This window comes from Nonomuraea ceibae (assembly GCF_019396325.1).
Lineage (GTDB): Bacteria > Actinomycetota > Actinomycetes > Streptosporangiales > Streptosporangiaceae > Nonomuraea > Nonomuraea ceibae.
Window position 1 is genome coordinate 67,603 of sequence record NZ_JAHKRO010000015.1, and the last position, 26,432, is coordinate 94,034.

General features: G+C 73.5%; 21 protein-coding genes. 15 read left to right on the top strand and 6 right to left on the bottom strand.

Annotation, left to right across the window (positions count from 1 at the left end; all coding sequences use genetic code 11):
• The first annotated feature begins 32 nt into the window (after positions 1–32).
• From KME80_RS13295 to KME80_RS13335, 9 genes are all read left to right on the top strand, one after another.
• Positions 33–752 (top strand): hypothetical protein, encoded by a 720-nt coding sequence (locus KME80_RS13295; RefSeq protein WP_308125736.1) that lies wholly within the window; start codon positions 33–35, stop codon positions 750–752.
• The gene (locus tag KME80_RS13300) at positions 746–1,966 is read left to right on the top strand and encodes a S8 family serine peptidase (RefSeq protein WP_308125737.1); all 1,221 of its coding nucleotides are present in this window, start codon (positions 746–748) and stop codon (positions 1,964–1,966) included. The genes KME80_RS13295 and KME80_RS13300 overlap by 7 nt, the downstream gene beginning before the upstream one ends.
• 56 nt (positions 1,967–2,022) lie before the next feature.
• The gene (locus KME80_RS13305) at positions 2,023–2,925 is read left to right on the top strand and encodes a hypothetical protein (RefSeq protein ID WP_246644786.1); all 903 of its coding nucleotides are present in this window, start codon (positions 2,023–2,025) and stop codon (positions 2,923–2,925) included.
• The gene (locus tag KME80_RS13310; protein WP_219504823.1) at positions 2,919–4,079 is read left to right on the top strand and encodes a S8 family serine peptidase; all 1,161 of its coding nucleotides are present in this window, start codon (positions 2,919–2,921) and stop codon (positions 4,077–4,079) included. The genes KME80_RS13305 and KME80_RS13310 overlap by 7 nt, the downstream gene beginning before the upstream one ends.
• 22 nt (positions 4,080–4,101) lie before the next feature.
• Entirely contained in the window at positions 4,102–4,461 is a 360-nt protein-coding gene (locus KME80_RS13315; protein WP_219504825.1) for a hypothetical protein, read from the top strand.
• Complete coding sequence (locus KME80_RS13320) at positions 4,449–4,772, top strand: MGMT family protein (protein WP_219504827.1); 324 nt, start codon at positions 4,449–4,451, stop codon at positions 4,770–4,772. The genes KME80_RS13315 and KME80_RS13320 overlap by 13 nt, the downstream gene beginning before the upstream one ends.
• Positions 4,773–4,866: 94 nt before the next feature.
• A complete protein-coding gene (locus tag KME80_RS51795) occupies positions 4,867–7,716 on the top strand; it encodes a CDP-glycerol glycerophosphotransferase family protein (protein WP_281426983.1) in 2,850 nt (949 codons plus the stop codon).
• 194 nt (positions 7,717–7,910) lie between these two features.
• Complete coding sequence (locus KME80_RS13330; protein WP_219504829.1) at positions 7,911–11,357, top strand: ATP-dependent helicase; 3,447 nt, start codon at positions 7,911–7,913, stop codon at positions 11,355–11,357.
• Entirely contained in the window at positions 11,351–14,647 is a 3,297-nt protein-coding gene (locus KME80_RS13335) for an ATP-dependent helicase (RefSeq protein WP_219504831.1), read from the top strand. The genes KME80_RS13330 and KME80_RS13335 overlap by 7 nt, the downstream gene beginning before the upstream one ends.
• Here KME80_RS13335 and KME80_RS13340 read toward each other — a convergent pair.
• From KME80_RS13340 to KME80_RS13355, 4 genes are read right to left on the bottom strand one after another with little or no spacing between them, the layout of a single operon-like run.
• Positions 14,607–15,674 (bottom strand): type III PLP-dependent enzyme domain-containing protein, encoded by a 1,068-nt coding sequence (locus KME80_RS13340; RefSeq protein ID WP_219504833.1) that lies wholly within the window; start codon positions 15,672–15,674, stop codon positions 14,607–14,609. The genes KME80_RS13335 and KME80_RS13340 overlap by 41 nt on opposite strands.
• Complete coding sequence (locus KME80_RS13345; protein WP_219504835.1) at positions 15,671–17,197, bottom strand: IucA/IucC family protein; 1,527 nt, start codon at positions 17,195–17,197, stop codon at positions 15,671–15,673. The genes KME80_RS13340 and KME80_RS13345 overlap by 4 nt, the downstream gene beginning before the upstream one ends.
• Complete coding sequence (locus tag KME80_RS13350) at positions 17,198–18,667, bottom strand: IucA/IucC family protein (protein ID WP_219504837.1); 1,470 nt, start codon at positions 18,665–18,667, stop codon at positions 17,198–17,200.
• The gene (locus KME80_RS13355) at positions 18,664–19,800 is read right to left on the bottom strand and encodes an ATP-grasp domain-containing protein (RefSeq protein ID WP_219504839.1); all 1,137 of its coding nucleotides are present in this window, start codon (positions 19,798–19,800) and stop codon (positions 18,664–18,666) included. The genes KME80_RS13350 and KME80_RS13355 overlap by 4 nt, the downstream gene beginning before the upstream one ends.
• Before the next feature lie 146 nt (positions 19,801–19,946).
• Between KME80_RS13355 and nudC the strand changes: the two genes are divergently transcribed.
• Positions 19,947–20,921 (top strand): NAD(+) diphosphatase, encoded by a 975-nt coding sequence (gene nudC / locus KME80_RS13360; RefSeq protein WP_246644788.1) that lies wholly within the window; start codon positions 19,947–19,949, stop codon positions 20,919–20,921.
• Positions 20,922–20,985: 64 nt separating this feature from the next.
• Here the strand turns inward: nudC and KME80_RS13365 are convergent, their stop codons facing one another.
• Complete coding sequence (locus tag KME80_RS13365) at positions 20,986–21,234, bottom strand: mycoredoxin (protein ID WP_246644793.1); 249 nt, start codon at positions 21,232–21,234, stop codon at positions 20,986–20,988.
• Positions 21,235–21,303: 69 nt separating this feature from the next.
• The gene (locus KME80_RS13370; protein WP_308125738.1) at positions 21,304–22,143 is read right to left on the bottom strand and encodes an alpha/beta hydrolase; all 840 of its coding nucleotides are present in this window, start codon (positions 22,141–22,143) and stop codon (positions 21,304–21,306) included.
• A gap of 210 nt (positions 22,144–22,353) precedes the next feature.
• On the opposite strand from KME80_RS13370, the gene KME80_RS13375 reads away from it, so the two are divergent.
• The 5 genes from KME80_RS13375 to KME80_RS13395 all read left to right on the top strand — a co-directional run bounded on the left by KME80_RS13375 (position 22,354) and on the right by KME80_RS13395 (position 26,343).
• Positions 22,354–24,399 carry an ATP-dependent DNA helicase UvrD2 gene (locus tag KME80_RS13375; protein WP_219504916.1) on the top strand — a complete coding sequence of 682 codons (2,046 nt, stop codon included), beginning with the start codon at positions 22,354–22,356 and terminating at the stop codon, positions 24,397–24,399.
• Between the two features lie 63 nt (positions 24,400–24,462).
• Positions 24,463–25,332 (top strand): acyl-CoA thioesterase, encoded by an 870-nt coding sequence (locus tag KME80_RS13380; protein ID WP_219504843.1) that lies wholly within the window; start codon positions 24,463–24,465, stop codon positions 25,330–25,332.
• A 110-nt stretch (positions 25,333–25,442) separates the two neighbouring features.
• Positions 25,443–25,709 (top strand): hypothetical protein, encoded by a 267-nt coding sequence (locus tag KME80_RS13385; protein WP_219504845.1) that lies wholly within the window; start codon positions 25,443–25,445, stop codon positions 25,707–25,709.
• A gap of 131 nt (positions 25,710–25,840) precedes the next feature.
• Complete coding sequence (locus KME80_RS13390; RefSeq protein ID WP_049571282.1) at positions 25,841–26,110, top strand: WhiB family transcriptional regulator; 270 nt, start codon at positions 25,841–25,843, stop codon at positions 26,108–26,110.
• 38 nt (positions 26,111–26,148) lie between these two features.
• Complete coding sequence (locus KME80_RS13395) at positions 26,149–26,343, top strand: hypothetical protein (RefSeq protein WP_219504847.1); 195 nt, start codon at positions 26,149–26,151, stop codon at positions 26,341–26,343.
• Positions 26,344–26,432: the final 89 nt, after the last annotated feature.

Sequence of the window (26,432 nt, forward strand, 5' to 3'; positions counted from 1 at the left end):
GACACGGGGTCGCCCGCATTAAGGTCGATCCCGTGGACAACGCCCGCCTCTGGCCTTCCCTGCTGGTGGCCTCCGCGCTGACTCTGGTCTGCGCGGTGGCCGCCGGGGTCGCGGCCGGTTCGGCGAGCGGCGAGCTGACCCGGGGTCCCACCGCGGCCGAGCTCAGGGCCGCCGCCGAGCGCGAGGTCGCCGAGCGCTGGCGCACCTGGGCGGCCGGGCGCGTCTTCCCGTCCAGCCTCGCCTACTCTGCCGAGCAGGGCGGCCGCGAGCGGGCCCGCCGGATCGGCATCTCGCCGCGCACCACCTGTCACGACGCCGTCGACGCCGAGGCCGCCGCCGCGCTGGCCGCCGCGGGCTGCCGCGCCGTGCTGCGCGCCACCTACATCGACGCCCTGCGCGGCGTGCTCGTCACCGTGGGCGTGGTCGCGCTGCCCGACAAGCAGCGCGCCGCCCGCGCCAGGTCCGCCTTCCCGGGCAGCGGCGCGCCCGTTCCCGGCCTGCGCCCGCTGGCCTTCCGCGGCACGGTGTCCGACCGGTTCACCCCCGCCGTGCGGCAGTCCGGCTCGGTACGGCAGGCGGGCCCGTACCTGGTGCTGACCACGGCGGGCCAGGTCGACGGCCGGCCGGCGAGCAAGTCGGGCGAGCAGCGGCCGGCGGTCTTCGCCTTCGCGACCGAGATCTCCGAGCGCGTCCTGGCCGACCTGAGCAGGCCCCGGATGCCCAACTGCGCGGCCGAGGAGTGGCGGTGCTGAGCCGCGGGCCGCTCGTGCGGGCGGCGCTCCTCGCCGGGCTGCTGCCGGCGCTCACGGCCCCGGCGTGGGCGGACGAGGTACGGTCCGGGCAGGAGCGGGTCATCAGGACGCTGGACCTGGCCAAGGCGTGGCGGATCAGCGAGGGCGACGGCGTCACCGTGGCCGTGCTCGACTCGGGCGTCGACCCGGGCCACCGCGACCTGGCGGGCTCGGTCACCGTCGGCCGCGACTTCACCGCGGGGGCGAACCCGCCCGGCGTCACGCCCCGCCGCCTGCACGGCACGTACATGGCCTCGCTGATCGCCGGGCACGGGCACGGCCCGGACGGGAAGCTGGGCGTCATCGGGGTCGCGCCACGCGCCCGGGTGCTGTCGGTACGGGTGATCCTGGAGGACGAGGAGCCGGGGTTCCGCACGTTCAACACCGACGAGCGGTTCGAGAACGTGGTCGCGCGCGGCATCCGCTACGCCGTCGACCGCGGGGCCGACGTGATCAACCTGTCGATCTCCAAGGAGCTGGCGACCCGCCAGGACCGGGCGGCCGTGCGTTACGCGGTGTCCAAGGGGGTCGTGGTGGTCGCGGCGGCGGGCAACGAGGGCACCCGCGAGGTCGAGGGCGGCGGCGCGGCGCCGTACTCCTACCCGGCGGCCTTCCCCGGCGTGGTGTCGGTGGGGGCGACCGACGGGAGGCTGCGGCGGGCGACGTTCTCCAACTGGAACTCCTCGGTGGTGGTGGCCGCGCCGGGCGTCGACATCATGGGCGCGGGGCCGGGCGACGCCTACTGGGTGGGCCGGGGGACGTCGCAGGCGACCGCGCTGGTGTCGGGGGTGGCCGCCCTGATCAAGGCCGAGTATCCGGACCTGTCGCCGCCGCTCGTCGTGCGGGCGCTCGCGGCCAGCGCCGACGACCGGCCGCCGGGCGGCTACGACACCGGCACCGGGTTCGGCGTCGTCAACGCCGCCAGGGCGCTGGCCGAGGCGGAGCGGCTGGCCGGGCACACCGAGACCGCGGCGGGCGCGCAGGCGGCCGACCCGGACAGGCCGCTGGGCCAGGCGCCGCCCGCCCCGATCCAGGTCGTGCACCGCGACGGCGCGCACATCCTGCTGCACGGGGGCCTCGCGGCGGCGCTGGCCGTGGTGGCGCTGGGATCGCTGGGAGCCATCGTCGCCCTGGTCAGAAGGGGCCGACGCCCACACAATGACCAAGAGGCATGATCCGCCCCGTTAGGGGGACGAAATAGACACGAAGCCGAGCTGGGAACGAGGCGGTGGTGAAGGCACGTAGGCCCACCTCAGGACTACCGCGCGTCGGGGGACGATCCACGCCGGGACGGAGCAATCCGCTCGGCGCCACCACCGGCCGCCGGTCGCGCGTGCGCGACTGGCCCACGGCGGGCATGCGGAGCAGGCGGGCGGCGGCCGAACGCGCCGAGACCGACTCCCTCCAGCAGGGCGTCCGCTACCGGCGCATGTTCATCGCGCTCCTCACCGTCATCGTGGCCGTCTCGGCCGTCGTCGTGCTGCTCGGCACCGCCGGCCTGTTCAAGGAGACCCGGTCGCGCCCGCTGACCGCCGAGGAGCAGAACCGCTACAAGCAGGAGGAGATCGCCCGCCGCTGGCAGGCGTGGCCCACCACCGGCGTCTTCCCCGAAGAGGTCAAGTACCTCGGCCTCGACCGCGCCCAGCAGTACGCCAGGCGCGTCGGCATCGCCCCCGAGACCGCCTGCCGCGACGCGGTCGACCCGTCCGTGGCCGGCGTCCTCGACGAGTACGGCTGCGTCTCCATGCTGCGCGCCACCTACGTCGACCAGACCTCCACGTTCGTCATGACCGTCGGCGTGGCCGTGCTCAAGGACGAGGCGGCCAGGGCGTCCGTCACCGACCAGCTCAGCCAGGACGACCGCGTCGGCGTGCTGCCCGTCGCCTTCCCCGGCACCGTGACCGAACGGTTCGGCGTGCAGCAGCGCCAGCGCACCGGCTGGGTGGGCGCCGGGCCGTACATCGTGTTCTCGACCGCCGGCTACGCCGACGGCCGCACCAGGGCCGCGGTCCCGCCCGAGGAGATCCTGCACCCCGAGCTCTGGCCCGCCGCCAAGTCCGTCGGCAACCAGATCGCCTACTTCCTGGCGGACCCGCCCAAGGTCCCGCCCTGCACCCAGGGGAACGTGTGCTGACCGTCGTCCGCGTCCTCACCGCCGCGATGCTGGCCCTGCACGCCCCCACCGACCCGCCCATCCGCGAGCAGCAGCAGTGGGTGCTCGACGCGCTCAACGTCGAGCAGGCGTGGAACGTCACCAAGGGCGCCGGCGTCACCGTCGCCGTGATCGACAGCGCCGTCGACACCCGGGTCAAGGAGCTGCGCGGGCGCGTCACCGTGGGCCCCGACATGAGCTCGGGCTCGGCCCGCCCGCGCGAGGTCGAGCCCGGCGAGCACGGCACCGCCATGGCCGCGCTGATCGCCGGATCGGGAGCCGGGGACGGGTTCGTCGGCGTCGCCCCGGAGGCCCGGGTGCTGTCGCTGCCGCTGGCCCTGGACGAGAACCCCGAGGACCAGATCGCCCCGCCGCTGCTCACCGACCCCGGCGCCACCGAGAGCCCGCTCGCCCGCGCCCTGCGCTACGCCACCAACCACGGCGCCAAGGTCATCAGCATGTCGATCGGCAACTACGGGCCGCACAAGTCCGAGCGCGAGGCCGTCTCCTACGCGCTCGGCAAGGGCGTCGTCCTGGTCGCCGCCGCGGGCAACGACGGGCAGACCAGCTACACCAAGGACAACGAGACCTCCTACTGGAGCTTCCCCGCGGGCTACCCGGGCGTCATCGGCGTCGCGGCCGTGGACAAGACGAGCAAGCCCGCCCCGTACAGCAGCGACAACCTGTCCGTGCTCGTCGCCGCGCCCGGCTCCGGGGTGCCCGTGGTCCAGCGCGGCAGCGGCTACGCGCTGTCCGACGGCACCAGCTCGGCGGCGGCGCTGGTGGCCGGGGTGGCCGCGCTCGTCAAGGCGCGCTACCCCGACCTGCGGCCCGAGCAGGTCGCGCAGGCGCTCGCCACCGGGGCGCGGGGCCGCCCCGCCGCCGGGTACGACGACAGGACCGGGTTCGGCGTGGTCGACGCGGGCGCCGCGCTGAACGCCGCCGAACGGCTCACCGGCCACAAACGCCAGGTCCCCGTACCCGCTGACCAGCACTTCGGGCAGGGCGAGGACACCCCGCAGCCGTCGGCCCCCGGACCCGACCCGTGGCGGCTCTGGCTGTACGGGATCGGCGTCCTCGTGGCCCTCGTCATGTTCTGCGGGGCCATCGTGCTCCTCAATCAGCGGAGGGAGTAAAGATCCGCTATGGTCCCCCGTCATGGGATACGAGCTACGCGTGGTTCGTGAGGCGCCGCTGGCCTTCGCGGAGGTCGCGAAGGCGATCGCGCCGGCGGGTTTCGAGCTGCGCGGATCGCACGAGATCGTCGCCAGGCACGGCGACGGCACGCACGCCGTGGGCGCATGGCGTGAGCAGGTGATCGGGGCGCCCGGCTCCGACTGGCAGGTGGCCCAGCTCGTCCGGCTGGCGGGCGTGCTCGGCGCCCGGCTCATCGGCGAGGACGGCGAGGTCTACGGGCTGCGTGAGGGCGTGGTCGAGGTGGTCGCCGACGGGTCGGTGATCGAGCTCGGCAAGCTGGACGAGATGATCGACGCGGGACCGGCGGCGTGGAGCCGCTGAAGCCGTTCGCCGAGCGCGTGCTCGACCTCGTCGAGCGCATCCCGCCCGGCAAGGTCATGTCCTACGGCGACATCGCCGAATACCTGGGCGAGGGCGGCCCCCGGCAGGTGGGACGCGTGATGTCCGTGTGGGGCGGCGGCGTTCCGTGGTGGCGCGTGGTGCACGCTGACGGCAGCGGCGTGGCCCCTGACCACCTGCAACGCTGCCTGGCGCACTGGCGCGAGGAGGGCACCCCGTTGCGGGGGGAGCGCGTGGACATGCGCGGCGCCCGCTGGGACGGGCGTTCAGCCGATTCTCAGGAAGGCCGCTGACCTGCCGGTTCCCTGAATGGGCGATTTGGTAGTAGGTGACTCCTATTACCATGGGCAGAACACTGACGGCAGCCTGAAAGGCGGTGCCTCCCCGATGGCTACCGGCGTAACTGCCCAGAGCCCGGGCGGCGATGCGGTCCCCGACCGACTCAAGGCCGTCCAGGACCTCTGCGACCGTGGCGAGCCACTCGACGCGGTCATGCGCGCCGTCGGGCCGGGCGGCCGCGACGCGGCGTTCGACGCCGAGGTGCTCAGCGGGCCGCTCGGCGCGCGGATGGACCTCGCGGTCAAGCGCGGCGCCGCCCGCAGGCGCGAGCTCGTCGACCTCGTGCGCCCCTACCTGGCGGGCGTCGCCGCGGGGGTCAAGCGCGAGCTGCCCGTGGCCCGCCGCCTCATCTGCCACCTGATCGAGCACCGCCCCGACGACGAGCTCGTCGAGGGCGAGACCCTCGCCAAGGTCGTGGCGGCCGCCGCCGAGCCGTCCAAGCGCATCCGCAAGGGCCTGCGCTGGTACGCCGACCTGCCGTTCCGCGACGAGCTGCCCGCCGAGCTGTTCCGGCTGCGCCGCGCCGACCTGGTGCCCGTCACGCACATCGACGACATCGTGTGGGTCGACGGCAAGCTGCGCATCACCGGTTTCGCCTACCTGGCCGGCCTGTCGGTGCGCAGCCGCCGCTTCAACCGCGCGACCGTGGTGCTGCGCGGCCCGCGCTGGCTGCCGCCGGTGCGGCTGCGCACCCGCCGCGTGCTCGCCCCCGAGGCCACCCACGGGGCCCGCGAGCCCGGCTGCAACTACGACTGGTCGGGCTTCCACGCCGAGCTGAGCCCGTGGGCGCTGCGCTGGCGCGGCGCCGTCCGCGGCCTGGTCTCCGGCGTGCGCCGCCGCCTGCGCCGCCGTCCCGCCGTGCGCGACACCACCACGTGGCGGGCCGAGATCGTGTTCTGGAGCCGTGGCGCCCGCGCCACCGGCCTGCTGCGCGGCGCGTCCATCGGCCGCAGCGAGCGCCCCGCCGGCCGCCAGCTCAAGCCTGGCTGGTGGGCCAGGCCCGTCTGGACCTCCGACCGCGCCCTCCAGGTGGTGCTCCAGCCCAACCGGGCCGAGCTCACCGGCGTCACCGTCGACGACGAGCGCCTCCAGCTCAAGATCCACCTGCCCGACCGCGTCGTCACCAAGGGCCACGCCCGGCTCGGCGGTCACCGCATCGCCGCCGACTTCAGCCCGGCGGGCAAGGGCACCGACGTGCTGCTGACGCTCGCCGTGCCCGCGCTGCTGCAGGAGAAGGACGGGCGGCGGCTGTGGGTCGAGCCCAAGGGCGACCCGGCGGCCTCCGTCATGCTCGGCGACCTCAAGGGCACCAGGGCCGTGGCCGGCGACCGCGAGATCACCGTGCTCGGCGACCGCCGTGACCGCGTGGTCGTCTCCGCCCACCGCATCCGCCCGGTGATCTCCTCGGCCGTCTGGGACGGGCCCACGCTCGTCCTGCGCGGCCACTACCCCGACGCCGAAGGGCTGCGCTCGCTCACCCTGCGCCACCGCTCCGGCCTGGCCTACCAGGTCCCGATGGAGCGCGAGGGCGAGGAGTTCACCGTGCGCGTCCAGCCCGGGTTCATGGACCGCTTCGGCGAGGCGGTGCCGCTGTCGTCCGGCACCTGGCAGATGTCCGTACGGCACCCGTCCGGCGAGATCGTGCCCGTGCGCATGGACCATGCCGCGCTGGAGACCCTCGACGAGGACCCGCGCTTGCTCGGCGGCCACTCCTTCCGCATGGTCTCCACCCGCTTCGACGTGCCGGTGGTCGTCTCGGAGGAGGAGCGGCCCGCCGCCGAGAAGGGCGTCGCCGGCACCCACGTGCTGCGCCGCGTCTTCTACCCGGCCCAGCGCACCGAGCCGCTCGACGAGGCCACCGTCTACGTGGTCAACGACGGCCGCCTGTACGCCGACAGCGTCCGCGCCATCTACGAGGAGCGGGTGCGGCGCGGCGACGACCGCCCGCACATCTGGATCGTCAAGGACGGCGCGTTCACCCCGCCCGACGGCGCCACCTCGGTGCGCGCGGGCAGCCGCGAGCACCACGCCGCGCTGGCCCGCTCGCGCTACATCGTCACCAACGCGTTCCTGCCCGTCTGGTTCCGCTCCCGCGAGGGCCAGGTGGTCGTGCAGACCTGGCACGGCACCCCGGTCAAGCACATCGGCAACGACCAGGCCCACATGCGGCGCGACCCCAAGCCGCCGGTCTGGCACCGCCAGGCCGCCGAGGTGCGCGGCTGGGACGTGCTGCTGTCGCAGTCGCCGTGGGCCACGCCGGTGCTGCGCAAGGCGTTCGGCTACCAGGGCGAGGTGCTGGAGAGCGGGCTGCCGCGCAACGACGTGCTCACCTCGCCCGACCGTGACGAGCTCGCCGCCGCCGTGCGCGAGCGGCTCGGGCTCGCCGAGGGCAAGCGCGTGGTCCTGTACGCGCCCACGTGGCGCGATTACGACCGCAAGAACGCGATGGTCAAGCTCGACCTGGCCAAGGCGCGTGAGGCGCTGGGCGCCGACCACGAGCTGCTGGTACGGGCGCATCCCATGCAGGCCATGCCCGCCGTTCCCGACATCGCGCGTGACGTAACGACTTATCCGGATATGGCGGATCTGCTGCTCGTGGCCGACGTGCTGGTGACCGACTACTCGTCCGTCATGTTCGACTTCGCGGTCACCGGGCGGCCGATCGTCCTGTACGGCTACGACCTGGCCAAATACTCCGCCAAGCGCGGCATCTACGTGGACCTGCCCGAGGTCGCCCCCGGGCCGGTGCTGTCGACCTCCGGCGAGGTCGTCGAGGCGCTGCGCTCCATCGACGAGGTCGCGGCCGCCCACGCCGACCGCTACGACGCCTTCCGGGCCACGTTCGCGCCGCGCGACGACGGCAAGGCGACGGCCCGCGTGGTCGACCACGTTTTCTGAGGGCGTACCGACGACGGCGTGTCGGGGCGAATCCTGAAATTTGCCCCGATTGGCCCCGATAACGTGGGCGTCCGCGCGGGGAGACCGGGCAAGTCGGCACGATCTACCCCTGTGGTCTGGTGGAATCTAGTGCTGTGAGTGGTCAGACCTGGCGATTGGTGCGCCGCGGCAGCGGGAGGCCTGTTGAGGCCCCTGTGCTTGATGAACATCAGCGCGCCGTGGTCGAGCACCCCGGCGGCCCCCTGCTCGTCCTCGCCGGGCCCGGCACCGGCAAGACGACGACCATCGTCGAGAGCGTCGTCGACCGCATCGAACGGCGCGGCGCCGACCCCGAACGCGTCCTCATCCTCACCTACAGCCGCAAGGCCGCCGGCGAGCTGCGCGAACGCGTCACCGGCCGGCTCCGCCGCACCACCCGCACCCCGCTGGCGCTCACCTTCCACTCCTACGCCTACGCCCTGCTGCGCCGCGAGGCCGTCCTCGCCGGCGAGCCGCCGCCCCGCCTCCTCACCGGCCCCGAACAACTCCTCGAAGTCCGCCGCCTCCTCCACGGCGAGCTGGAGGACGGCGCCCTCGACTGGCCCGAAGACCTGCGCGAACCGCTCAAGACCCGCGGCTTCGCCGAAGAGCTGCGCGACTTCCTGTCCCGCGCCGCCGAACGCGGCCTCGACGGCGAGCGCGTACAGGAGCTCGGACGGCAGCACGGCCGCGCCGACTGGGTCGCCGCCGGCCGCTTCGCCCAGCGCTACCAGCTCCGCTTCGACCTCGACCCCGACCCGGCCATGGACTACGCCGAGCTGATCCGCACCGCCGCCGGACTGCTCGCCGACCCCGACGTACGCCGCCGCGAACGCGCCGCCCACGACGCACTGTTCGTCGACGAGTACCAGGACACCGACCCCGCCCAGGAGTTCCTCCTCCAGCAGCTCGCCGGCGACGGCCGCGACCTGGTGGCCGTCGGCGACCCCGACCAGTCCATCTACGGCTTCCGCGGCGCCGACGTACGCGGCATCCTCGCCTTCCCCCAGCGCTTCCGCACCCGGTCCGGCCACGACGCGCCCATCGTCGCCCTGCGCGTCTGCCGCCGCAGCGGCGCCGACCTCCTGGAGGCCTCCCGCCGCGTCGCCGACCGCCTCCCCGCCACCCCCGCCCCCTCGGCCGGCCCTCCCGCCGACGGCATCCCCCGGGCGCGCGGCCACCGCGACCTCGTCCCGCTGCCCGACACACCCTCCGGCGAGGTACGGGTGCTGCTCGCCGACAGCACCAGCCAGGAAGCCGCCGTCGTCGCCGACACCCTGCGCCGGGCCCACCTCATCGACCGCGTGCCCTGGCACCGCATGGCCGTCCTGGTCCGCTCCGCCACCCGGCAGGTGCCGCTGCTGCGCCGCGCCCTCGTCACCGCCGGGGTCCCCACGATGATCGCCGGCGACGAGGTGCCCATCGCCCAGGAGCCCGGCGTCCGCCCTCTCCTCACGCTGCTGCGCGTCGCCCTCGACCCCGCCGCCCTGGACGAGGGCGTCGCCGAGGAGCTCCTCACCGGCCCGCTCGGCGGCACTGACATGATCGGCGTCCGCCGCCTCCGCCGCGCCCTCAAGATCGCCGAAAACGAAGCCCACACCGCCCTCACCCCCTCCGCCCCGACCCCGGCAGACCCCCCGGCCTCCGCAACCCCGGCAGGTGACGCCCCCCAACCGGGCGCACAGGCCGGCGCACCCCAGAGCGCCCCGCAGACCGGCACCCTGGCGGACCCCAAGGCGGCACCGGGCCGCGCGTCCGGCGCGGCGCCGTCTGGTGCGGCGCAGGGCGGCCCGCAGGCTCCGCAGGAGGAGCCGCCGCCCGCGGACTCCCCCCGTGCCGCCGTAGCGGAGGCGGTCGCGCCGCAGGGCGACTCGGCCGGGCCCGGAGCGGCGGAGGAAGGGGCGGCGGCGGGCTCCGGGGAGGGGGTGCGGTCGTCGGGCGAGTTGCTGGTGGCGGCCGTGAACGATCCGCGGGAGCTGGTACGGGTGGAGCCGCACGTGGCCGTTCCGGCGGAGCGGGTGGCGAGGCTGCTGGCCACGGCCAGGGAGGCGCTGCGGGAGGGCGCGACGGCCGAGGAGGTGCTGTGGGCCGTGTGGCAGGGCAGCGGCCTGGCGGAGCGGTGGACGGACCTGAGCCTGAGCGGCGGCCAGCGGGGCGCGCAGGCGGACCGGGACCTGGACGCGGTCGTCGCGCTGTTCGATCATGCGGCGAAGTTCGTGGACCGGATGCCGAAGGCGGGCCCGGAGGTGTTCCTGGACGATCTGGCGTCGCAGGAGATCCCGGGTGACACGCTGGCGGAGCGGGCGCCGGACGGTGACGCGGTGCGGGTGTTGACGGCGCACCGCTCGAAGGGCCTGGAGTGGGACGTGGTGGTCGTGGCGGGCGTCCAGGAGGGCGTCTGGCCGGATCTGCGGCTGCGGGGCACGATGCTGGGCGTGGAGGATCTGGCGGAGGTGGCCGAGGGGGGCAGGCCGAGTGCGGCGTCGCTGGCGTCGAAGCTGCTGGCGGAGGAGCGGCGGCTGTTCTACGTGGCGGCGACGCGGGCGCGGCATCGGCTGGTGGTGACGGCGGTGGGCGGTGAGGACACCGACGAGCGGCCGTCGCGGTTCCTGTCGGAGCTGATGCCGGGCGCGGTGGACGAGGCGACGGTGGAGGACCGGTCGCGCTGGCTGAGCATGCCGTCGCTGGTGGCCGATCTGCGGAGCGCGGTGACGGATCCGACGAAGCCGGCGTCGATGCGGCGCAGGGCGGCCAGGCAGCTGGCGAGGCTGGCGGCGGCGGGGGTGCAGGGCGCGCATCCGAACGACTGGTACGCGTTGACGACGATGACCGATGACCGGCCGTTGAGCTGGCCGGACGACGTGGTGAGCATTTCCCCGTCGGCGGTGGAGAGCTTCACCAAGTGCGGCCTGCGCTGGCTGCTGGAGACGGCGGTGGGCGCGGCCGGGACGAGCACGGCGCAGGGGCTGGGCACGGTCATCCACGCGCTGGCGGTGCTGGGCGCCACGGATCTGTCGGACGAGAACGCGCTCGGCGACCGCCTGGACGGCATCTGGAACGAGCTCGACTTCGGTGGCGTATGGTTCAACCGCAAGCAGCGCCGGGTGGCCGAGCAGATGATCGGCCGGTTCCTCCGCTGGCAGCAGGACAACCCGCGGGAGCTCGTCGCCCTGGAGGAGGCGTTCGTCGCCATGGTGGGCGACGGCGTCCAGATCAAGGGCCGGGTCGACCGTGTGGAAAAGGACGCGGAGGGCCGGGCGGTGATCATCGACCTCAAGACGGGCGGCACGAAGCCCAAGCCGGGCGAGCTCGACCGCCATCCGCAGCTCGGCGTCTATCAATTGGCGGCGCTGCTGGGCGCGTTCGCCAGGCACGGCATGGCGGAGCCCGGCGGGGCGGCGCTGGTGCAGCTCGGCAAGGCGGCGGGCAAGACGGCGGCGGTGGAGCAGAAGCAGGGCGCGCTGGCCGACGACGCGAACCCGGGCTGGGCGCGGGATCTGGTCGACACGGTGGCGATCGGCATGTCGGGCCCGTTCTTCCAGGCGAAGGTCAACGACGGCTGCCGTACGTGCGCGGCCAGGGCGAGCTGCCCGGTCAACGACAGCGGGGGACAGGTGTGCTGACCCCGGTCGAGCTGGCCGGCAAGCTCGGCATCCTGCCGCCCACCCGGGAGCAAGCCGCCGTCATCGAAGCGCCGCTGGAGCCGATGGTCGTCATGGCCGGGGCGGGTTCGGGCAAGAGCGAGACCATGGCCGGGCGGGTGGTCTGGCTGGTGGCCAACGGTCTGGTGAAGCCGTCGAACGTGCTGGGTCTGACGTTCACCCGCAAGGCGGCGGCGGAGCTGGCGACGCGGGTGCGGGAGCGGCTGGCGGGGCTGGCGGAGGCGGGCCTGGTGGAGCCGTCGATGCTGGACGAGGAGCCGACGGTCTCCACCTATCACGCGTACGCGGCCCGACTGGTCACCGATCACGCGCTGCGTGAGGCGCTGGAGCCGACGATGCGGCTGGTCACGCCGGCGGTGTCGTGGCAGCTCGCGTCGCGGGTGGTGGCGATGTACGACGGGCCGATGGACCGGGTGGAGCTGGGCCCGCCTTCGGTGACGGCGGCGGTGCTGGAGCTGGCGGGTGAGCTGTCGGAGCATCTGCGCGCCCCGGGTGACGTGCGGCGGGTGGGGGAGTGGCTGGACGAGCGTCTGGCCGAGCTGCCGGGCCGCACGGTGCAGGCGCAGCGCAAGCCGATCGCCGTGCAGGCGGCCAGGGAGCAGTTGCTGCCGCTGGTGGAGGCGTACGAGAGGTTGAAGCGGCGGCGGGAGGTCATCGACTACGGCGACCAGATGTCGCTGGCGGCGAGGATCGCCGCCAATCACCGCGAGGTCGGTCAGATCGAGCGGGAGCGGTTCGCGGTGGTGCTGCTGGACGAGTATCAGGACACCAGCCACGCGCAGCTGGTGTTGCTGCGTTCGCTGTACGGGGGCGGCCATCCGGTGACGGCGGTGGGCGACCCGTGCCAGTCGATCTACGGCTGGCGGGGGGCGTCGGCGGGCAACCTGCGCCGGTTCGCCGAGGACTTCCGGACGGGGGCGGGCGATCCGGCTCCGGTGCGGCAGCTCAGCGTCAGCTTCCGCAACGGTGACCGGGTGCTCGACGTGGCCGCCCGGGTGCAGCTGCCGCTGCGGATGGAGGCGCGTGAGGTGCCGGTGCTGGTCCCGGGCCCGAACCGGGTCGACCGGGGCCGTGTCACCTGTGCCTTCCACGAGACGGCCGAGGACGAGGCGAAGTGGGTCGCCGACCGCGTCGCCCGGCTGCTCGGCCAGGAGGTCGCCCCGGACGGCCTGCCGTGGGGGGACAAGGAGCGCAAGAAGACCCTTGCGCTGCAGCCGCAGGACGTGGCGATCCTGGCGCGCAAGCGGTCGCAGTTCCCGGCGTTGCGCAGGGCGCTGGAGGATCGTGACATCCCGGTCGAGGTGGTCGGGCTGGGCGGGCTGCTGACGGTGCCCGAGGTGACCGACATCGTGGCCACGTTGCGCGTGCTCTACGACGCGACGGCGGGCGACGCGCTGGCCAGGCTGCTGGCGGGGCCGCGCTGGCGGATCGGCCCGGCGGACCTGCGGGCGCTGGGGGAGTGCGCCCGCGAGCTCAACCGGGAGATGCGTGACGGGCAGCGCGTGCAGGACCCGCTCGACCAGGTGGTGGCCGATCTGGCGGAGGAGCGCGGCAGCCTGGTCGACGCGCTCGACGAGCTGCCCGACCGGGAGGAGTGGCTGGAGGCGTTCTCGCCGCTGGCCGCGACCCGGCTGGTGGCGCTGGCCCACGAGCTGCGCCAGCTCAGGGCGCACACGGCGCAGCCGCTGCCCGACCTGATCAGCGAGGTGGAGCGCAAGCTCGGCCTGGACGTCGAGGTGGCGGCGCGGGGCGGCACGGTGAGCGCGTTCGCGGCCAGGGCCGACCTCGACGCGTTCCTCGACGCGGCGTCCCGGTTCGCGGGCGACGCCGAGGATCCGACGCTGGGCGCGTTCCTGGCCTATCTCCAGGCGGCGGAGAGCGAGGAGTTCGGGCTGGAGGCGGGCCGGGTCGGCGACAGCAACAGCGTCAAGCTGATGACCGTGCACGCGTCCAAGGGCCTCGAGTGGCCGGTCGTGGTGGTGCCGGGCCTGTCGCAGCTCCTCAACACGAAGGGCGCGGTCGCGACGGGCAGCGTGTTCCCGGCCACGCCGGTCATGAACAGCCGCTGGACCGACAACCCGCGCAAGCTGCCCTACCCGCTGCGCGGCGACGCCGCTGACCTGCCCCGGCTGACGGGGTTGAGCAAGGACGAGCTGGCCGCGTTCGACGAGCGGTGCCGCGAGCGCGACCTGATGGAGGAGCGGCGGCTGGCGTACGTGGCGGTGACGCGCGCCCACTACCACCTGATCGCCTCCGGCTACCGGTGGGGCAGCGCGTCCAAGCCGCTGGAGCCGTCCGACTTCCTGCGGGAGATCGCGCAGAGCGCCGACCGGATCGCGTTCTGGGCGCCGGAGCTCGCCGAGGGCGCCACGAACCCGCTGCTGGCCGAGCCGGCCGCCGCCGTGTGGCCCGTCACGCCCGAGGGGCTGCGGTACGAGTCCGTGCTTGACGGCGCCCGCCTGGTGGAGGACGCGCTGGCGGGCACCCTGGAGGACGAGGAGGAGGAGGAGCAGCCGCTGCGCGCCTTCGAGGAGGAGCGGGTGCGCGCCTGGGACCGCGACACCGAGCTGCTGCTGCGCGAGCGGGAGTTGCATCGGCGGCGCGGCTCCACGACCGTCGAGCTGCCGTCCAAGCTGACCGTGTCGTCGCTGGTCACGCTGGCCACCGACGCCCGCGAACTGGCGCGCAGGATCCGCCGCCCGGTGCCGGTCAAGCCCGCGCCGCTGGCCCGCCGGGGCACCTCCTTCCACAAGTGGCTGGAGACGCGCTGGGACCAGCAGCGGCTCATCGACGACTTCGACCTGGACCTGGAGCACGAGCCGGAAGAGGCGGACGTGCGGCTGGCGGAGCTGCAGGAGCGCTTCGAGGAGAGCGAGTGGGCCGAGCGGCGTCCGGTGGACCTGGAGGTGCCGTTCGAGACCATGATCGCCGACCGGCTGGTGCGCGGCCGCATGGACGCGGTGTTCGAGCTGCCCGGCGGGCGTTACGAGGTGGTCGACTGGAAGACCGGCGACCCGCCGACCGGCAAGAAGGCCAGGGCCGCCTCGGTGCAGCTCGCCGCCTACCGGCTGGCCTGGTCGCACCTGGCGGGCGTGCCGCTGGAGCGGGTGAGCGCGGCCTTCCACTACGTGCGCGCCAACCGCACCGTGCGCCCGGTGGACCTGCTCGACGCCGACGGCCTGGTGGCCCTCATCGAGGCGGTGCCGGAGGTCAGTCGCGCAGATGGTGGAAGCCGGGCTTCGGGTGCATGAGGAAGTCGTGGTGTGAGATGTTCCAGGCGTAGGCCCCGGCCATCCCGAACACCACCGTGTCCCCCACCCGTACCGTTGTCACGATTTTTCGTGCGAAGACGTCTTTCGGGGTGCAGAGCTGGCCGACGAGCGTGACCGGCTCGTCCGCCACGCCCGGCCCGTCGCCCGTGGGCAGCACGGTGAAGGGCTGGTCGTGGCCTTTGGTCACCGGGGTCCGCAGGTGGTGGGTGCCGCCCAGCAGGACGGCGTACGCCTCCCCGCGCACCCGTTTCACGTCCACCACCCGGGTCACGTAGAAGCCGCAGTAGGCGGTCAGCGCCCGCCCCGGCTCGATCCTGACGAGCTGTCCCGGCCGCCGCAGCCGCGCCAGCCCCGCGCCGTAGGCGGCCCAGTCGAAGCGCTCCGGCGAGCCGTAGGAGACCGCCATGCCGCCGCCCAGGTTCACCTCGGGCTGGCCGGTGTCCAGCAGCACCGCCGCCAGCCGCAGCAGCTCTGGCGCGGCCAGCCCGCTCGCCAGGTGCGTGTGCCTGCCGCGCAGCCGCACCCGGTCCGTGAACAGCGGCAGGCACTCCTCGACCCCCGCCTCGTCCATCCCGAACGGGCCGCTCATGGTCAGCGCCGCGCCCTCCACCGCCAGGTCCGGGCTGACGCGCAGCAGCACGTCCGCCTCCAGCCCGGTCGCCACCAGCCGCCGCAGCTCGTACGGGGACTCCACGTGGATGCGGTGATGCGGCAGCCGCAGCTCGGCGTCGGTCTTGCCGGGGCCGCCCAGGGCCAGCGGCCTGCCCGGGAGCAGCGCCGACACGTGCGCGTGCTCGCCGCCGGACGACACCTCGAACCCGTCGACGTGCGCGTCGAGCACCCGCAGCAGCTCGGCGTCCGGATTGGCCTTGACCGCGTAGTACAGCTCGACGCCGGGCAGCGCGGCCCGTACCGCGGCCGCGTGCTCGTCCAGGGCGGGCAGGTCGTACAGGTAGGCCGGGGCGGCCAGGCGGGGGGCGGCCTCCAGGACCCTCGCGGTGATCATGCGAGCGGGTTCGCGATCGGGACATAACCGGCGGACCGGTCGGCGGCCCTGGCCCAGCGCACGCCCAGGTTGGCCTTGGCCGGCAGCGGCGCCCCCGCGAGCAGGTCCGACAGCGGCACCGGCCCGCCCAGCTCGGCGGCCTGCTTGGCGAGCACCTCCCGGGCGGCGCGCCACAGCTCGCGCAGCAGCCCGTCGTCGCCGTCCGAGACGGTCGCCGCGATCTCGACCAGGTGGTTGACCAGCAGGCAGTAGCCCACCCGGGCCCAGCCGCGCTCGGCGTCGTAGGACATGGCCTCCGCGACCCGGGCCGGCACGCCGCTGAGGTCGTGGCGGCCGGTGACGAGCTTGGCGCCCTCCAGGTCGCGGAAGACGGCCTCCACGGGCAGGCCGGAGCCGTCGAGACCGACGAGCACGTTCTGCAGGTGCGGCTCCAGGATGACGCCGTGCGTGAAGTACAGCTCCAGCACCGGCGGCGCCACGGCCGTCACGTACGCCGTCCACCAGGCGAGCGGGTCGGGCGGCGGCGGCCCGGCGGCCAGCGCCCCGGCCAGGACCGGGGTGACGCCGGGCGAGCAGGCCGCCCACGGGCTCGCGCGGACGATCACGCCCAGCCCCTCCAGCAGCGGCGTCGCCGAGCGGTAGCCGGGCTCGGGCAGCCACCGGGCGCCGGGATGCTTGGCGGCCACCTCGGCGAACACCGGCGTGAGCCGCGAGGTCAGCTCCACCGCCCCGGCCAGCTCGTACCAGGCGTTCTTGCGCACGCAGTTGGTGATCCGCACGTCGAGGCTGAACTTCAGGCACGCACCGGCCGCCGGGGCGTACACGGTGCGCACCGACGAGGTCGGCATCACGACCGGCCCCGGCCCCAGGTCGATCAGCTCGCCGCCCAGCCGAGGCCGCAGCAGGCCGAGCTGCCACGGGTGCGCCGGCAGCAGCCGGTAGCCGGGCGGCGCCTCGCCCAGCGCGTCGAGCGCGCGCACGTCGCCCTCCTCGGCGGCCGCGTCGTCCCGCACGCCGAGCAGCCGCAGCGGGAACTCGGCGTGCGCCTCGGGCGCGTAGGCCAGCCAGCCGTCGCCGCCGCGCGCCTTCGGGCTCGGATGGAACGGGTGCCCGTACACCAGCGCCTGCTCCGAGGCCAGCCACGGATCGGCGGGCGGCACGGCCTCCGCCCTGGCCCGCAGGATCGCGGCCACCGCCTCACGGCTGGCGGCCACCTGCCCGGCGAACTCGTCGTTGCGCCCCGCGCCCAGCTCCGCCTCGGCCAGCCGGACCAGCTCGGCGGACGTCAGCGGATGCCAGGCGCCCGCGTCGAGCCGTTCGGGACGGCCGTCGAAGCGCAGCGCGGCCCCGCCGTGGGTGCGCACCCGCAGCAGCGTGCCCCCCACGCGCAGCAGCAGCAACGGCGGCGCCGGCCAGACCAGGCCGCGCGGTCCGGCCACCTCCCGCACGCAGCAGCGCAGCAGCGCGGCGAGCGTCGCCTCCTCGGCCGGCCCGGCAGACGAGGTGAGGGCCAGACCGTGCATTCAAGCTCTCCTCAGGTAGTTGGGCCCGCTGGTGCCGTAGAACTTGTTGATGTCACGCGCGCCCGACCGCTGCTTGGCCACGAGGGTCCCGGCGGTGACCATCGACTTGCCGGTGAGCCTGGCCGCCTCCAGCGTCCGGGCGCGCAGCAGCCTGGCCATCGGGTCGTCGCCGTAGGGCTCCAGCGACGCGGCGAGCGTGTCGCGCAGCAGCGCGGACGCCTCGGCGTGGGGCAGCGCGCCGAACGTGATCGCGGCCGCCGCCAGGTGCAGCGTGATCGTCACGAACACGTCGGCCAGCGCGTGCGGGTCGTCGGTCAGCATCCGCGCGTCACCGAACGCGGGCACCGCCACCCCGGCCGCCGCCAGCCTGGCGGGGGAGGCGAGCAGCCCGTCGTTGTCCTTGACCAGCAGCTTCATGGCGCCGTCGGCGAAGACCAGGGCCAGGTTCTGCTGGTGGGCCTCCAGCGCGACGCCGTACTCGACGAACAGCCGCACGTTCCAGCCGAACAGCAGCCGCAGGTAGGCGGGCAGCACGTCGCCCAGCTCGGCCAGCACCCCGGGCACGGCCAGCGCCGCCACCGGCACGATCTTGCCGGGCGGCAGCCTGCGGACCATCCAGGCCAGATACTCGTGCCCGGCGTGCGCGTACGCCTGCTCGTCGGCGATCAGCACGTTCGGGTCGGCGAGCCCGCGGAGCAGCAGCTCGGCCCGCGCGCCGTCGCGCAGCGTACCCGGCTTGATCGAGCGCCGGTTGCGGCTGCCCAGCGTGGCCGTGGGCAGCGGCAGCTTGAGGTGGACGCGCGGCCCGACCTCCACCGTCCGCATCGACAGCGTCGGGCGTACGGTCACGCGCGGCTCGTCCAGCACCCGCACCCCGTCGATCTTGGCGACCTCGGCGACGGTCAGCGGGTGCACCGGGAACAGCCCGTCGCCGTCCGGCAGCACGTCGGCGGGCAGCGGCGACGAGCCCGCCATCAGCAGCTCGCCGGGCACCCGCGCCCACCGCAGCGGGAACGACGGCGCGAACTCCGGCGCGTACGCCAGCAGGTCCGCCTCCGACAGCCCCGTCCGCGCCCGCGCCGTCGGATAGACCGGGTGGTCGGTGAAGGCGGCCAGCGACTCGTACGACGGCTTCCTGGCCAGCACGCCGGGCAGATGGGCGTCGTGCAGCTCCAGGGCGGCCAGCGCGGCCAGGCACTCGTCGAAGAACGCGGCCACGCCCTCGGCGTCCGCCGGGTCGGCGATCTCCGCCAGCGTCTCCAGCACCTGTTCGAGGCCCAGCAGCTCGCCTGGCGCCACCACGAAGTCCTGGAAGAGCGATCCGGGCGCCAGCCGCACCAGCCGCCCGTCGGCCATCGTCAGCGCGACGCCGTCGCGGTCGCGGGTGACGCGGGAGGAGAGCCTGCCGTAGTCCTCGCGCAGCAGCGCGTTGAGCACCCGGGCGGCCAGGTAGGAGTCGCGGGAGCTCATCCGACGACCCACGGCCTGGACGCCCGGTAGCCCTCGACGGCGGCCTCGACGCGGGCCCGGTCCGGCCCGACGGCCCTGATCACGCCCAGGTAGTCGCGGTTGGTGTGAGTCAGCTCCACCCGCTCGCCGGCCTGGCGCAGCGGCCGGTGCCACAGCTTGACGCCGTCGTGCTCGGTCTCCTCGGCCCCGGGCGCGGTCAGGATCGTGCCCGGCCGGTCGGCCACCAGGCTGACCGCCGTCCCATACCTGGAGGATTCGGGCATCGCGGGCATGGGTTCGCCGAGGTGCACGCGCAGGATCCACTCGAACAGCGGCACTCCCAGCACGTCGGCCAGCAGGAAGTCGCAGTGGTCGCCGATCACCCGGTAGTTCACCTCGACGATCCGGGGCCCGGCCGGCGTGACGACGTACTCGGTGTGACACGCGCCGAACCCCGCCCCGATCGCCCGCAGCGCCGCCAGCACGTGCTCGTGCGGCCCCTCGGGCGCCCAGTCGAGACGCTCCTCGACGAAGTGCGGCAGCGGCCCGAGCGTCGTCGCGAACCCGCCCAGCACGCCGATCCGCGAGCCGTCGCCCAGTGTCTCCAGCGTGCGCAGCGGCCCTTCCAGGTACTCCTCGACCACCACCGCCTCGCCGGGCCGCCGCGCCCGGACCGCCTCCACGGCCTTGGCCAGGTCCGACTCGACCAGCAGCACGTCCTCGCTGGCCACCCCCTCGCGCGGCTTGACCACCAGCGGGTACGGCAGGCCGTCCGGCACCGGGTCGCCCGGGGCCAGCCGCGCCGAGAACACCCGCTCCACGCCCGCCTCCGCCAGCCTGCGCCGGGTCAGGAACTTGTTCTTGGCCGTCAGGCAGGCCCGCCAGTCCTTGCCGGGCAGCCCGAAGTAACCGGCGGCCAGCGCGGTCTCCGCCTGGAGGTGGTCGGAGTTGGAGAAGATCGCGTCCGGCCTGCCGAGGTGCTCGATCGCGTCGATCAGCGCGCGCGGGTCACGCACGTCACAACCGACGGCGTACGGATGCCGCTCCGGCCGGTCGGTGAGGATCGTCACCTCGCACCCCAGCGCGCGGGCGGCGGGCAGGAACCCGTCGGTCACCGAATCGGTCGGTTTGAGCGCGGTCAGGTAGAGCCGCAACGCGAAGGCACCCCCGGATGATCAGGTAAGGCTAACCTAACCCGAAAGATCCTAGCCCCTCCAAGATCCCACCGCTGCAGGGAAACCGTAATCGGCGGCTAACCCTGAGGTCATAGGATGACATGGGATTTGGGAAGGGTGGGGCCTTGGATACGAGGGCGGAAGACCAACTCATCGGACCGCTGCTCCTCGCACGCGGCACCATCGACAGATCGGCGGCGCTCAGGGCCGACCGCGCCTGGTTGGAACGTGCCTGGGCCGACCCCTCGACCCGGGTGCTGATCATCGACAACGGCCACACGCTCGTCCGCCGCGACGGCGACGAGGTCCACGCCGTCCTCTACCCCACCGCCGACGCCCCCGACGGCGAGCGCTACCTGCTCGGCGTCGAGGGCGACGTCGCCTACTTCGCCGTCGCCGCGCCGCTGCCCGGCACGCCCGCCGGCGACGTCAACGGCCGCGTCACCGTCCCCATGAGCCTGCGCGACACCCCCGACGGCCAGCCCGTCCCGGCCGGCCTGCGCCAGGCCGGCGGCCTGCTCGGCGACCGCGACGCCGGCCTGCTCGTCTACGCCGTCGCCCTGGAGGCCTGGCACGCCACCCACGAGTTCTGCCCCCGCTGCGGCACCCGCACCGCCGTCCAGGCAGGCGGCCACATCCGCGTCTGCCCGCACGACTCCAGCCAGCACTTCCCCCGCGTCGACCCGGCCGTCATCATGCTCGTCCGCGACGCCGACGACCGCTGCCTGCTCGCCCGCGGCCCCCAGTGGCCCGAAGGCCGCCTGTCGATCCTCGCCGGCTTCGTCGAGCCCGGCGAGTCCCTGGAGGCGGCCGTCGCCCGCGAGGTCGCCGAAGAGGTCGGCGTCACCGTCACCCGGCCCCGCTACCTCGGCAGCCAGCCCTGGCCGTTCCCGCGCAGCCTCATGCTCGGCTTCTTCGCCGACGCCCTCACCACGGAGCTCACCCTCGACCCCGAGGAGATCGCCGAGGCCCACTGGTTCTCCCGCGCCGACCTGGCCAAGGCCATCGAAAAGGGCGACGTACGCCTCCCTCCCCCGGTCTCCATCGCCCGCCGCCTCATCGAAACCTGGTACGGCGAACCCCTCACCGGAGATTGGTGACGTATCGTAAAACCCGTTCGAGCCCCCGGCCAGTGGTCCGGGGGCTCGTGGTGTGTCAGGTGTGTCAGGAGACGCCCAGGAGGTCCTTGACCTCGCGGGCCGACGGGTTGGTGCGCACGACACGCCCCTTCGGCGTGTCGATGACGACAGTCGGCACCGTCTGGTTGCCGTCGTTGACGCTCATCACGAACGCGGCCGCCTCCGGGTCACGTTCGATGTCGATCTCGGCGTAAGCGATGCCCTCGCGGGCCAGCTGGGACTTCAGCCGCTTGCAGGGGCCGCACCAGGTGGTGCTGTAGACCGTGAGCGCCATGTCAGCGATTCCCTCCAAGGTCAAGGAAACAGGCGCTCCGTGCAACAACCCCGGTGCCCCGGTTAATCCCTACCCGACGTGCGAGGTGATCCACTCGTGGACGCGCTCCGCCACGCCGGGGGTGCGGTAGAGGGCGCTGCTGTGGGCGATGCCCGGCACGCTCCAGGTCGTGACGGCCACCCCGGCCTTGCCGAGCATCTGCTTGAGCAGCTGGCTCTGCACCGGCGGCACGAACTCGTCCTGCGAGTGGACGGTCAGCATCGGCGCGTCCTTGGCGCTGGCGTGCCAGGCGACCTCCATGCTGGCCCACACACGCGAGCACTTGCCCTTGGGGGCGCAGCCGCCGGCGAGCTGGACGGCGGCCGAGCGCAGCTTGCGCTTGTAGGGGTCGAGCGACTTCTCGCCGTCCTTGAACGCGCGCAGCGGCGAGATGATCGGCGACAGCCCGACGACGCCCTTGAGCCCCGTCATCCCGTTGCCGTAGGTGCCGACCGAGGCGGCGATGTGGCCGCCGGCCGAGAAGCCGACCACGACGTAGTTGTCGGGGTCGAGCGCCCAGCGCTCGGCGTGCTTCTTGGCCTTGGCGATGGCGGCGAGCGCGTCGGTGCGCTGCGCGGGCCAGGCCGCTTCGGTGGAGAGCCGGTAGTTGAGGTTGAAGACGGTGTAGCCGCGGTCGGCGTACTCGCGGGTGATGGCCGTCATCTGCCGTTTGTCGCCGCTGGACCACCAGCCGCCGTGGATCAGGAAGATCCCCGGCCGCTTCATCCCGTCGGGGGTCCACCACACGTCCATCTGCTGGTGGCGATGCCTGCCGTACGCGATCGTCTCGCTGGAAAGGCCGCCGATGCCGTCGGGGTCGGTGATCGTGGTCGGCCCCGGTGCGGGGTCACCCGACGCGTGCGCGGCCACGGGAGTCAGCGCGACTAAAGCGAGCGCGACAGCGCTCAGGGAAACCGCGGTTCGCACAGCCTGCCCTTCTCTCCCATGCTCAGGTCGGCCCCATTGTGATGGAAGAGACCACTTCTTTGCATCTCAGCGACATTGAAACGATTGACTGCCGCATGCTGCCAGAATGGCGCCCGGAGCGCCACCTGCTGGGAGGATGGTGGGGTGAACGGCGTGGATGACGTGCTGGCCGGGCTCGATCCGGAGCAGCGGGAGGTGGCGGAGACCCTGCGTGGGCCCGTGTGCGTGCTGGCGGGCGCGGGCACCGGCAAGACCAGGGCGATCACCCATCGCATCGCCCACGCGGTGCGGTCGGGGGTGGTCGACGCGCGCAGCGTGCTGGCCGTGACGTTCACCACACGGGCGGCGGGGGAGCTGCGGCAGCGGTTGCGGGCGCTGGGCGCGCCCGGGGTGCAGGCGCGCACGTTCCACGCGGCGGCGCTGCGGCAGCTGACGTACTTCTGGCCGAGGGTGATCGGCGGCGAGGCGCCGTCGGTGATCGAGTCGAAGCTGCCGGTGCTCGTGGAAGCCTGCCGCCAGATCCGGAAAAATCCGGACCGGTCCGAGCTGCGCGACATCGCCGCCGAGGTCGAATGGGCCAAGGTCACCCAGATCGGCCCCGACGACTACGTGGCCGCCGCCGCCAAGCACAACCGCACCCCGCCGGTGCCCGCCGACGAGGTGGCCAGGCTGTACGAGGCGTACGAGCGGATCCGGCGCGAGCGCCACCTGGTCGACTTCGAGACCATCCTGGAGCTCACCGCCGCGGTGATGACCGAGCACCAGGAGGTCGCGAGCCAGATCCGCCAGCAATACCGCTACTTCGTCGTCGACGAGTATCAGGACGTCAACCCGCTGCAGAAGCTCCTGCTCGACACCTGGCTCGGCGGGCGCGACGACGTGTGCGTGGTCGGCGACCCCAACCAGACCATCTACTCCTTCACCGGCGCCAGCCCCCGCTACTTGACCGGCTTCGCCGTCGAGCATCCCGGCGCGGCCGTCATCAAGCTGGTCCGCGACTACCGCTCCACGCCGCAGGTCGTCGACCTGGCCAACCTGGTGATCGCCAAGGGCCGCTCGCCGCACCGCCTGGAGCTGGTCGCCCAGCGCCCCGACGGCCCCCGCCCGGTGTTCGCCGACTACGACGACGAGCCCGCCGAGGCCGCCGGGGTCGCCCGCGCCATCAGGAAACTCCTCGACCGGGGCGTCCCGTCCCGCGAGATCGCCGTCCTGTTCCGTACGAACTCCCAGTCGGAGTCCTACGAGGAGGCGCTGTCGAAGGCCGAGATCCCGTACGTGCTGCGCGGCGCCGAGCGCTTCTTCGAGCGCCCCGAGGTGCGCCAGGCGGTCGTGCTGCTGCGCGGCGCGGCCCGGTCGGCGGCGCACGAGCCGCTGGCCTCGGAGGTCCACCAGATCCTCACCGGCATCGGCCTGACCCCGTCGCCGCCCGGCGGCGGCAAGGCGCGCGAGAAGTGGGAGTCGCTCAAGGCTCTGGCCGACCTGGCGGAGGACATGGCGGCCGAGGGCGCCGACCTGCCCGCGTTCGTGGCCGAGCTGGAGCGCCGCGCCTCCGAGCAGCACGCGCCGCCCGTCGAGGGCGTCACACTGGCCTCCCTGCATGCCGCCAAGGGCCTGGAGTGGGACGCGGTCTTCCTGGTCGGGGTGACCGACGGGATGATGCCGATCATCTACGCCGAGACGCCCGAGCAGATCGAGGAGGAGCGCCGCCTGCTCTACGTGGGCATCACGCGGGCGCGCGAGCACCTGACGATCTCCTGGGCGCTGGCACGCGCCCCGGGGGGTCGCAAGGGCCGCCGCCCGTCGCGGTTCCTCGACGGGCTCACCGGCCGTTCCGCCGCCGCGTCCCGCCCGGCGGCCACGCCCGCCCGCGAACGCCGGGCCGTCGCCGCGCCGGTGAGCTGCCGGATCTGCGCCAAGACGCTGAGCGCGGCGGCCGAGCAGAAGCTGGGCCGGTGCGCGACCTGCCCGGCCGACTACGACGAGGGCCTGCTGGAGAGCCTCAAGGCGTGGCGCACCGCGACCGCCAAGGAGGCGAAGATCCCCCCGTACGTGGTCTTCACGGACGTGACGCTCCAGGCGATCGCCGAACGGGTGCCCACCAGCGAGGCGGAGCTGCTGTCGATCACCGGCATCGGCCGCGTCAAGGTCGACCGCTACGGGGAGGCGGTCCTTGACCTGTGCCGCTCGGCCGTCGCGTAGGCTGTGCTGCCGCCTCCGCAACGGGCGTGCGACCATATACCTGGTCATACCCGAGGGGGATAGGTGAACGAGGCGCTGAAGGAGCTCCTCGACCTGCTCGACCTGGAGCAGATCGAGCTGGACATGTTCCGGGGCCGCAGCCCCGAGGAGCGCATCCAGCGCGTCTTCGGCGGGCAGGTCGCCGCGCAGGCGCTGGTCGCGGCCGGCCGCACGGTGCCCGCCGACCGCAACGTGCACTCGCTGCACGCCTACTTCATCCGGCCCGGCGACCCCTCGGTGCCGATCGTCTACAACGTCGAACGGGTCCGCGACGGCAGGTCGTTCACCACCCGCCGGGTGCTGGCCATCCAGCACGGCAAGGCGATCTTCTCGATGTCGGCCTCGTTCCACCTGTTCGAGGAGGGCGTGGAGCACCAGGCGTCCGTCATGCCGGTGGTGCCCGACCCGGCGACGCTGCCCACGTTCCAGGACCGGATGGTCGAGCTGGTCGGCGAGCACCACGAGCTGCGCGAGTGGCTGTCGCGCCCGCGTCCCGTCGACGCCCGCTACGCCTCGCCGCTCACGTGGGAGGCGTACGAGAACCCGGAGCTGCGCAGCGCCACGACCAACGTGTGGTTCCGCTACGACGCCGACCTGCCCGACGACCCGCTGCTGCACGTCGTGCTGGCCGCCTACGCCTCCGACTTCACGCTCGTCGACACGATCCTGCTGGCCCACGGCATGGCCTGGGGCGCCTCCAACGTCATGGGCGCCTCGCTCGACCACGCCATGTGGTTCCACCGGCCGTTCCGGGCCGACGACTGGCTGCTGTACGCCCAGGAGTCGCCCTGGTCGGGAGGGGCCCGCGGGCTCGCCCGTGGCGAGATGTTCACCGCCTCCGGCGAACTCGTGGTGTCCGTGGTGCAGGAGGCCATGATCCGCGTGACAAAGTAACAAAATCGCAGGTAGAAAATAAGTTGCCCAGTCCTGGGCTACCGGTTTAGGGTCATGGTCAAGCGAGTCGGGCAATCAGCTCGACGATCTTCAGACGGAGGTGAGTCCCAGTGATCAGCAGCAACATGATGCCGGCCACGCAGTGGCTCGCTTCCGCATGCCGTGACGCGGTCAGGCTCGCCGATGGGCCGGCCAAGCTGCGGCAGCCGAAGTCTGCCCGCCGCCAGGAGATGGCTTTCTACGCGCACGCCCACTCGGGCGCCGCCGCCATGAGCGCTCCTGTCCGCATCGCAGGCGCCGAAGTGCCGACCCAGCCGAACACCAAGGGTGGAGTGCGCGGTCCGCAACCCTGGAGGGATGCGCCGGTCATAACCTGACCGGCACATAGCAGCCCCCAGGCCGCGGATCCGCACACAGGATCCGCGGCCTCTTTGTTTGTCCGTGATCCCCCCAACACCCACGAGGTGCCCGAACCAGAGCAAACAGCCCGATCAAAAGGAGAAACCAGATGGGGGCGAAGACGATCATGGACCTGATCGACGAAGCCGAGATCCCCTGTCGTACCGACCCTGACCTGTGGTTCGCCGAGTCGCCGGACGACGTCGAGTTCGCCAAGGCGCTCTGCGGTGGCTGCCCGATCCAGAAGGCCTGCCTGGCCCGCGCGCTGGAGCGCGAGGAGCCCTGGGGCGTCTGGGGCGGGGAGCTGATCCTCCGCGGGACCGTCGTTCCTCGCAAGCGTCCGCGCGGCCGCCCGCGCAAGCACCCGGTCGCTGCCTGACCTTCCGCACGTCCGCTTCACACAGAAAGAAGACAGAGATGAACACCTTCCCGACGACCGACCTGACCGCGCCGTATCTTTACCAAGAACTGGTCAACGACCGAATACAAACCCTTCACCGCGAGGCGCGCGAGTACCGCCTCGCCGCCCGCATCAGCCGAGTACAGCGGGCGCGGCGCGGGGTCCGGAAGGCGAACGAACGCCTTCTGCGCGCCCTGAGCCTGGAGGGCTGATCCGGGAGGTCCTGCCGCCGGCGCAGGATCTCCCGGGATCCCTCCCCCGACCCATCAGCCGCCCCGGGCACCCGCCCGGGGCGGGTTTC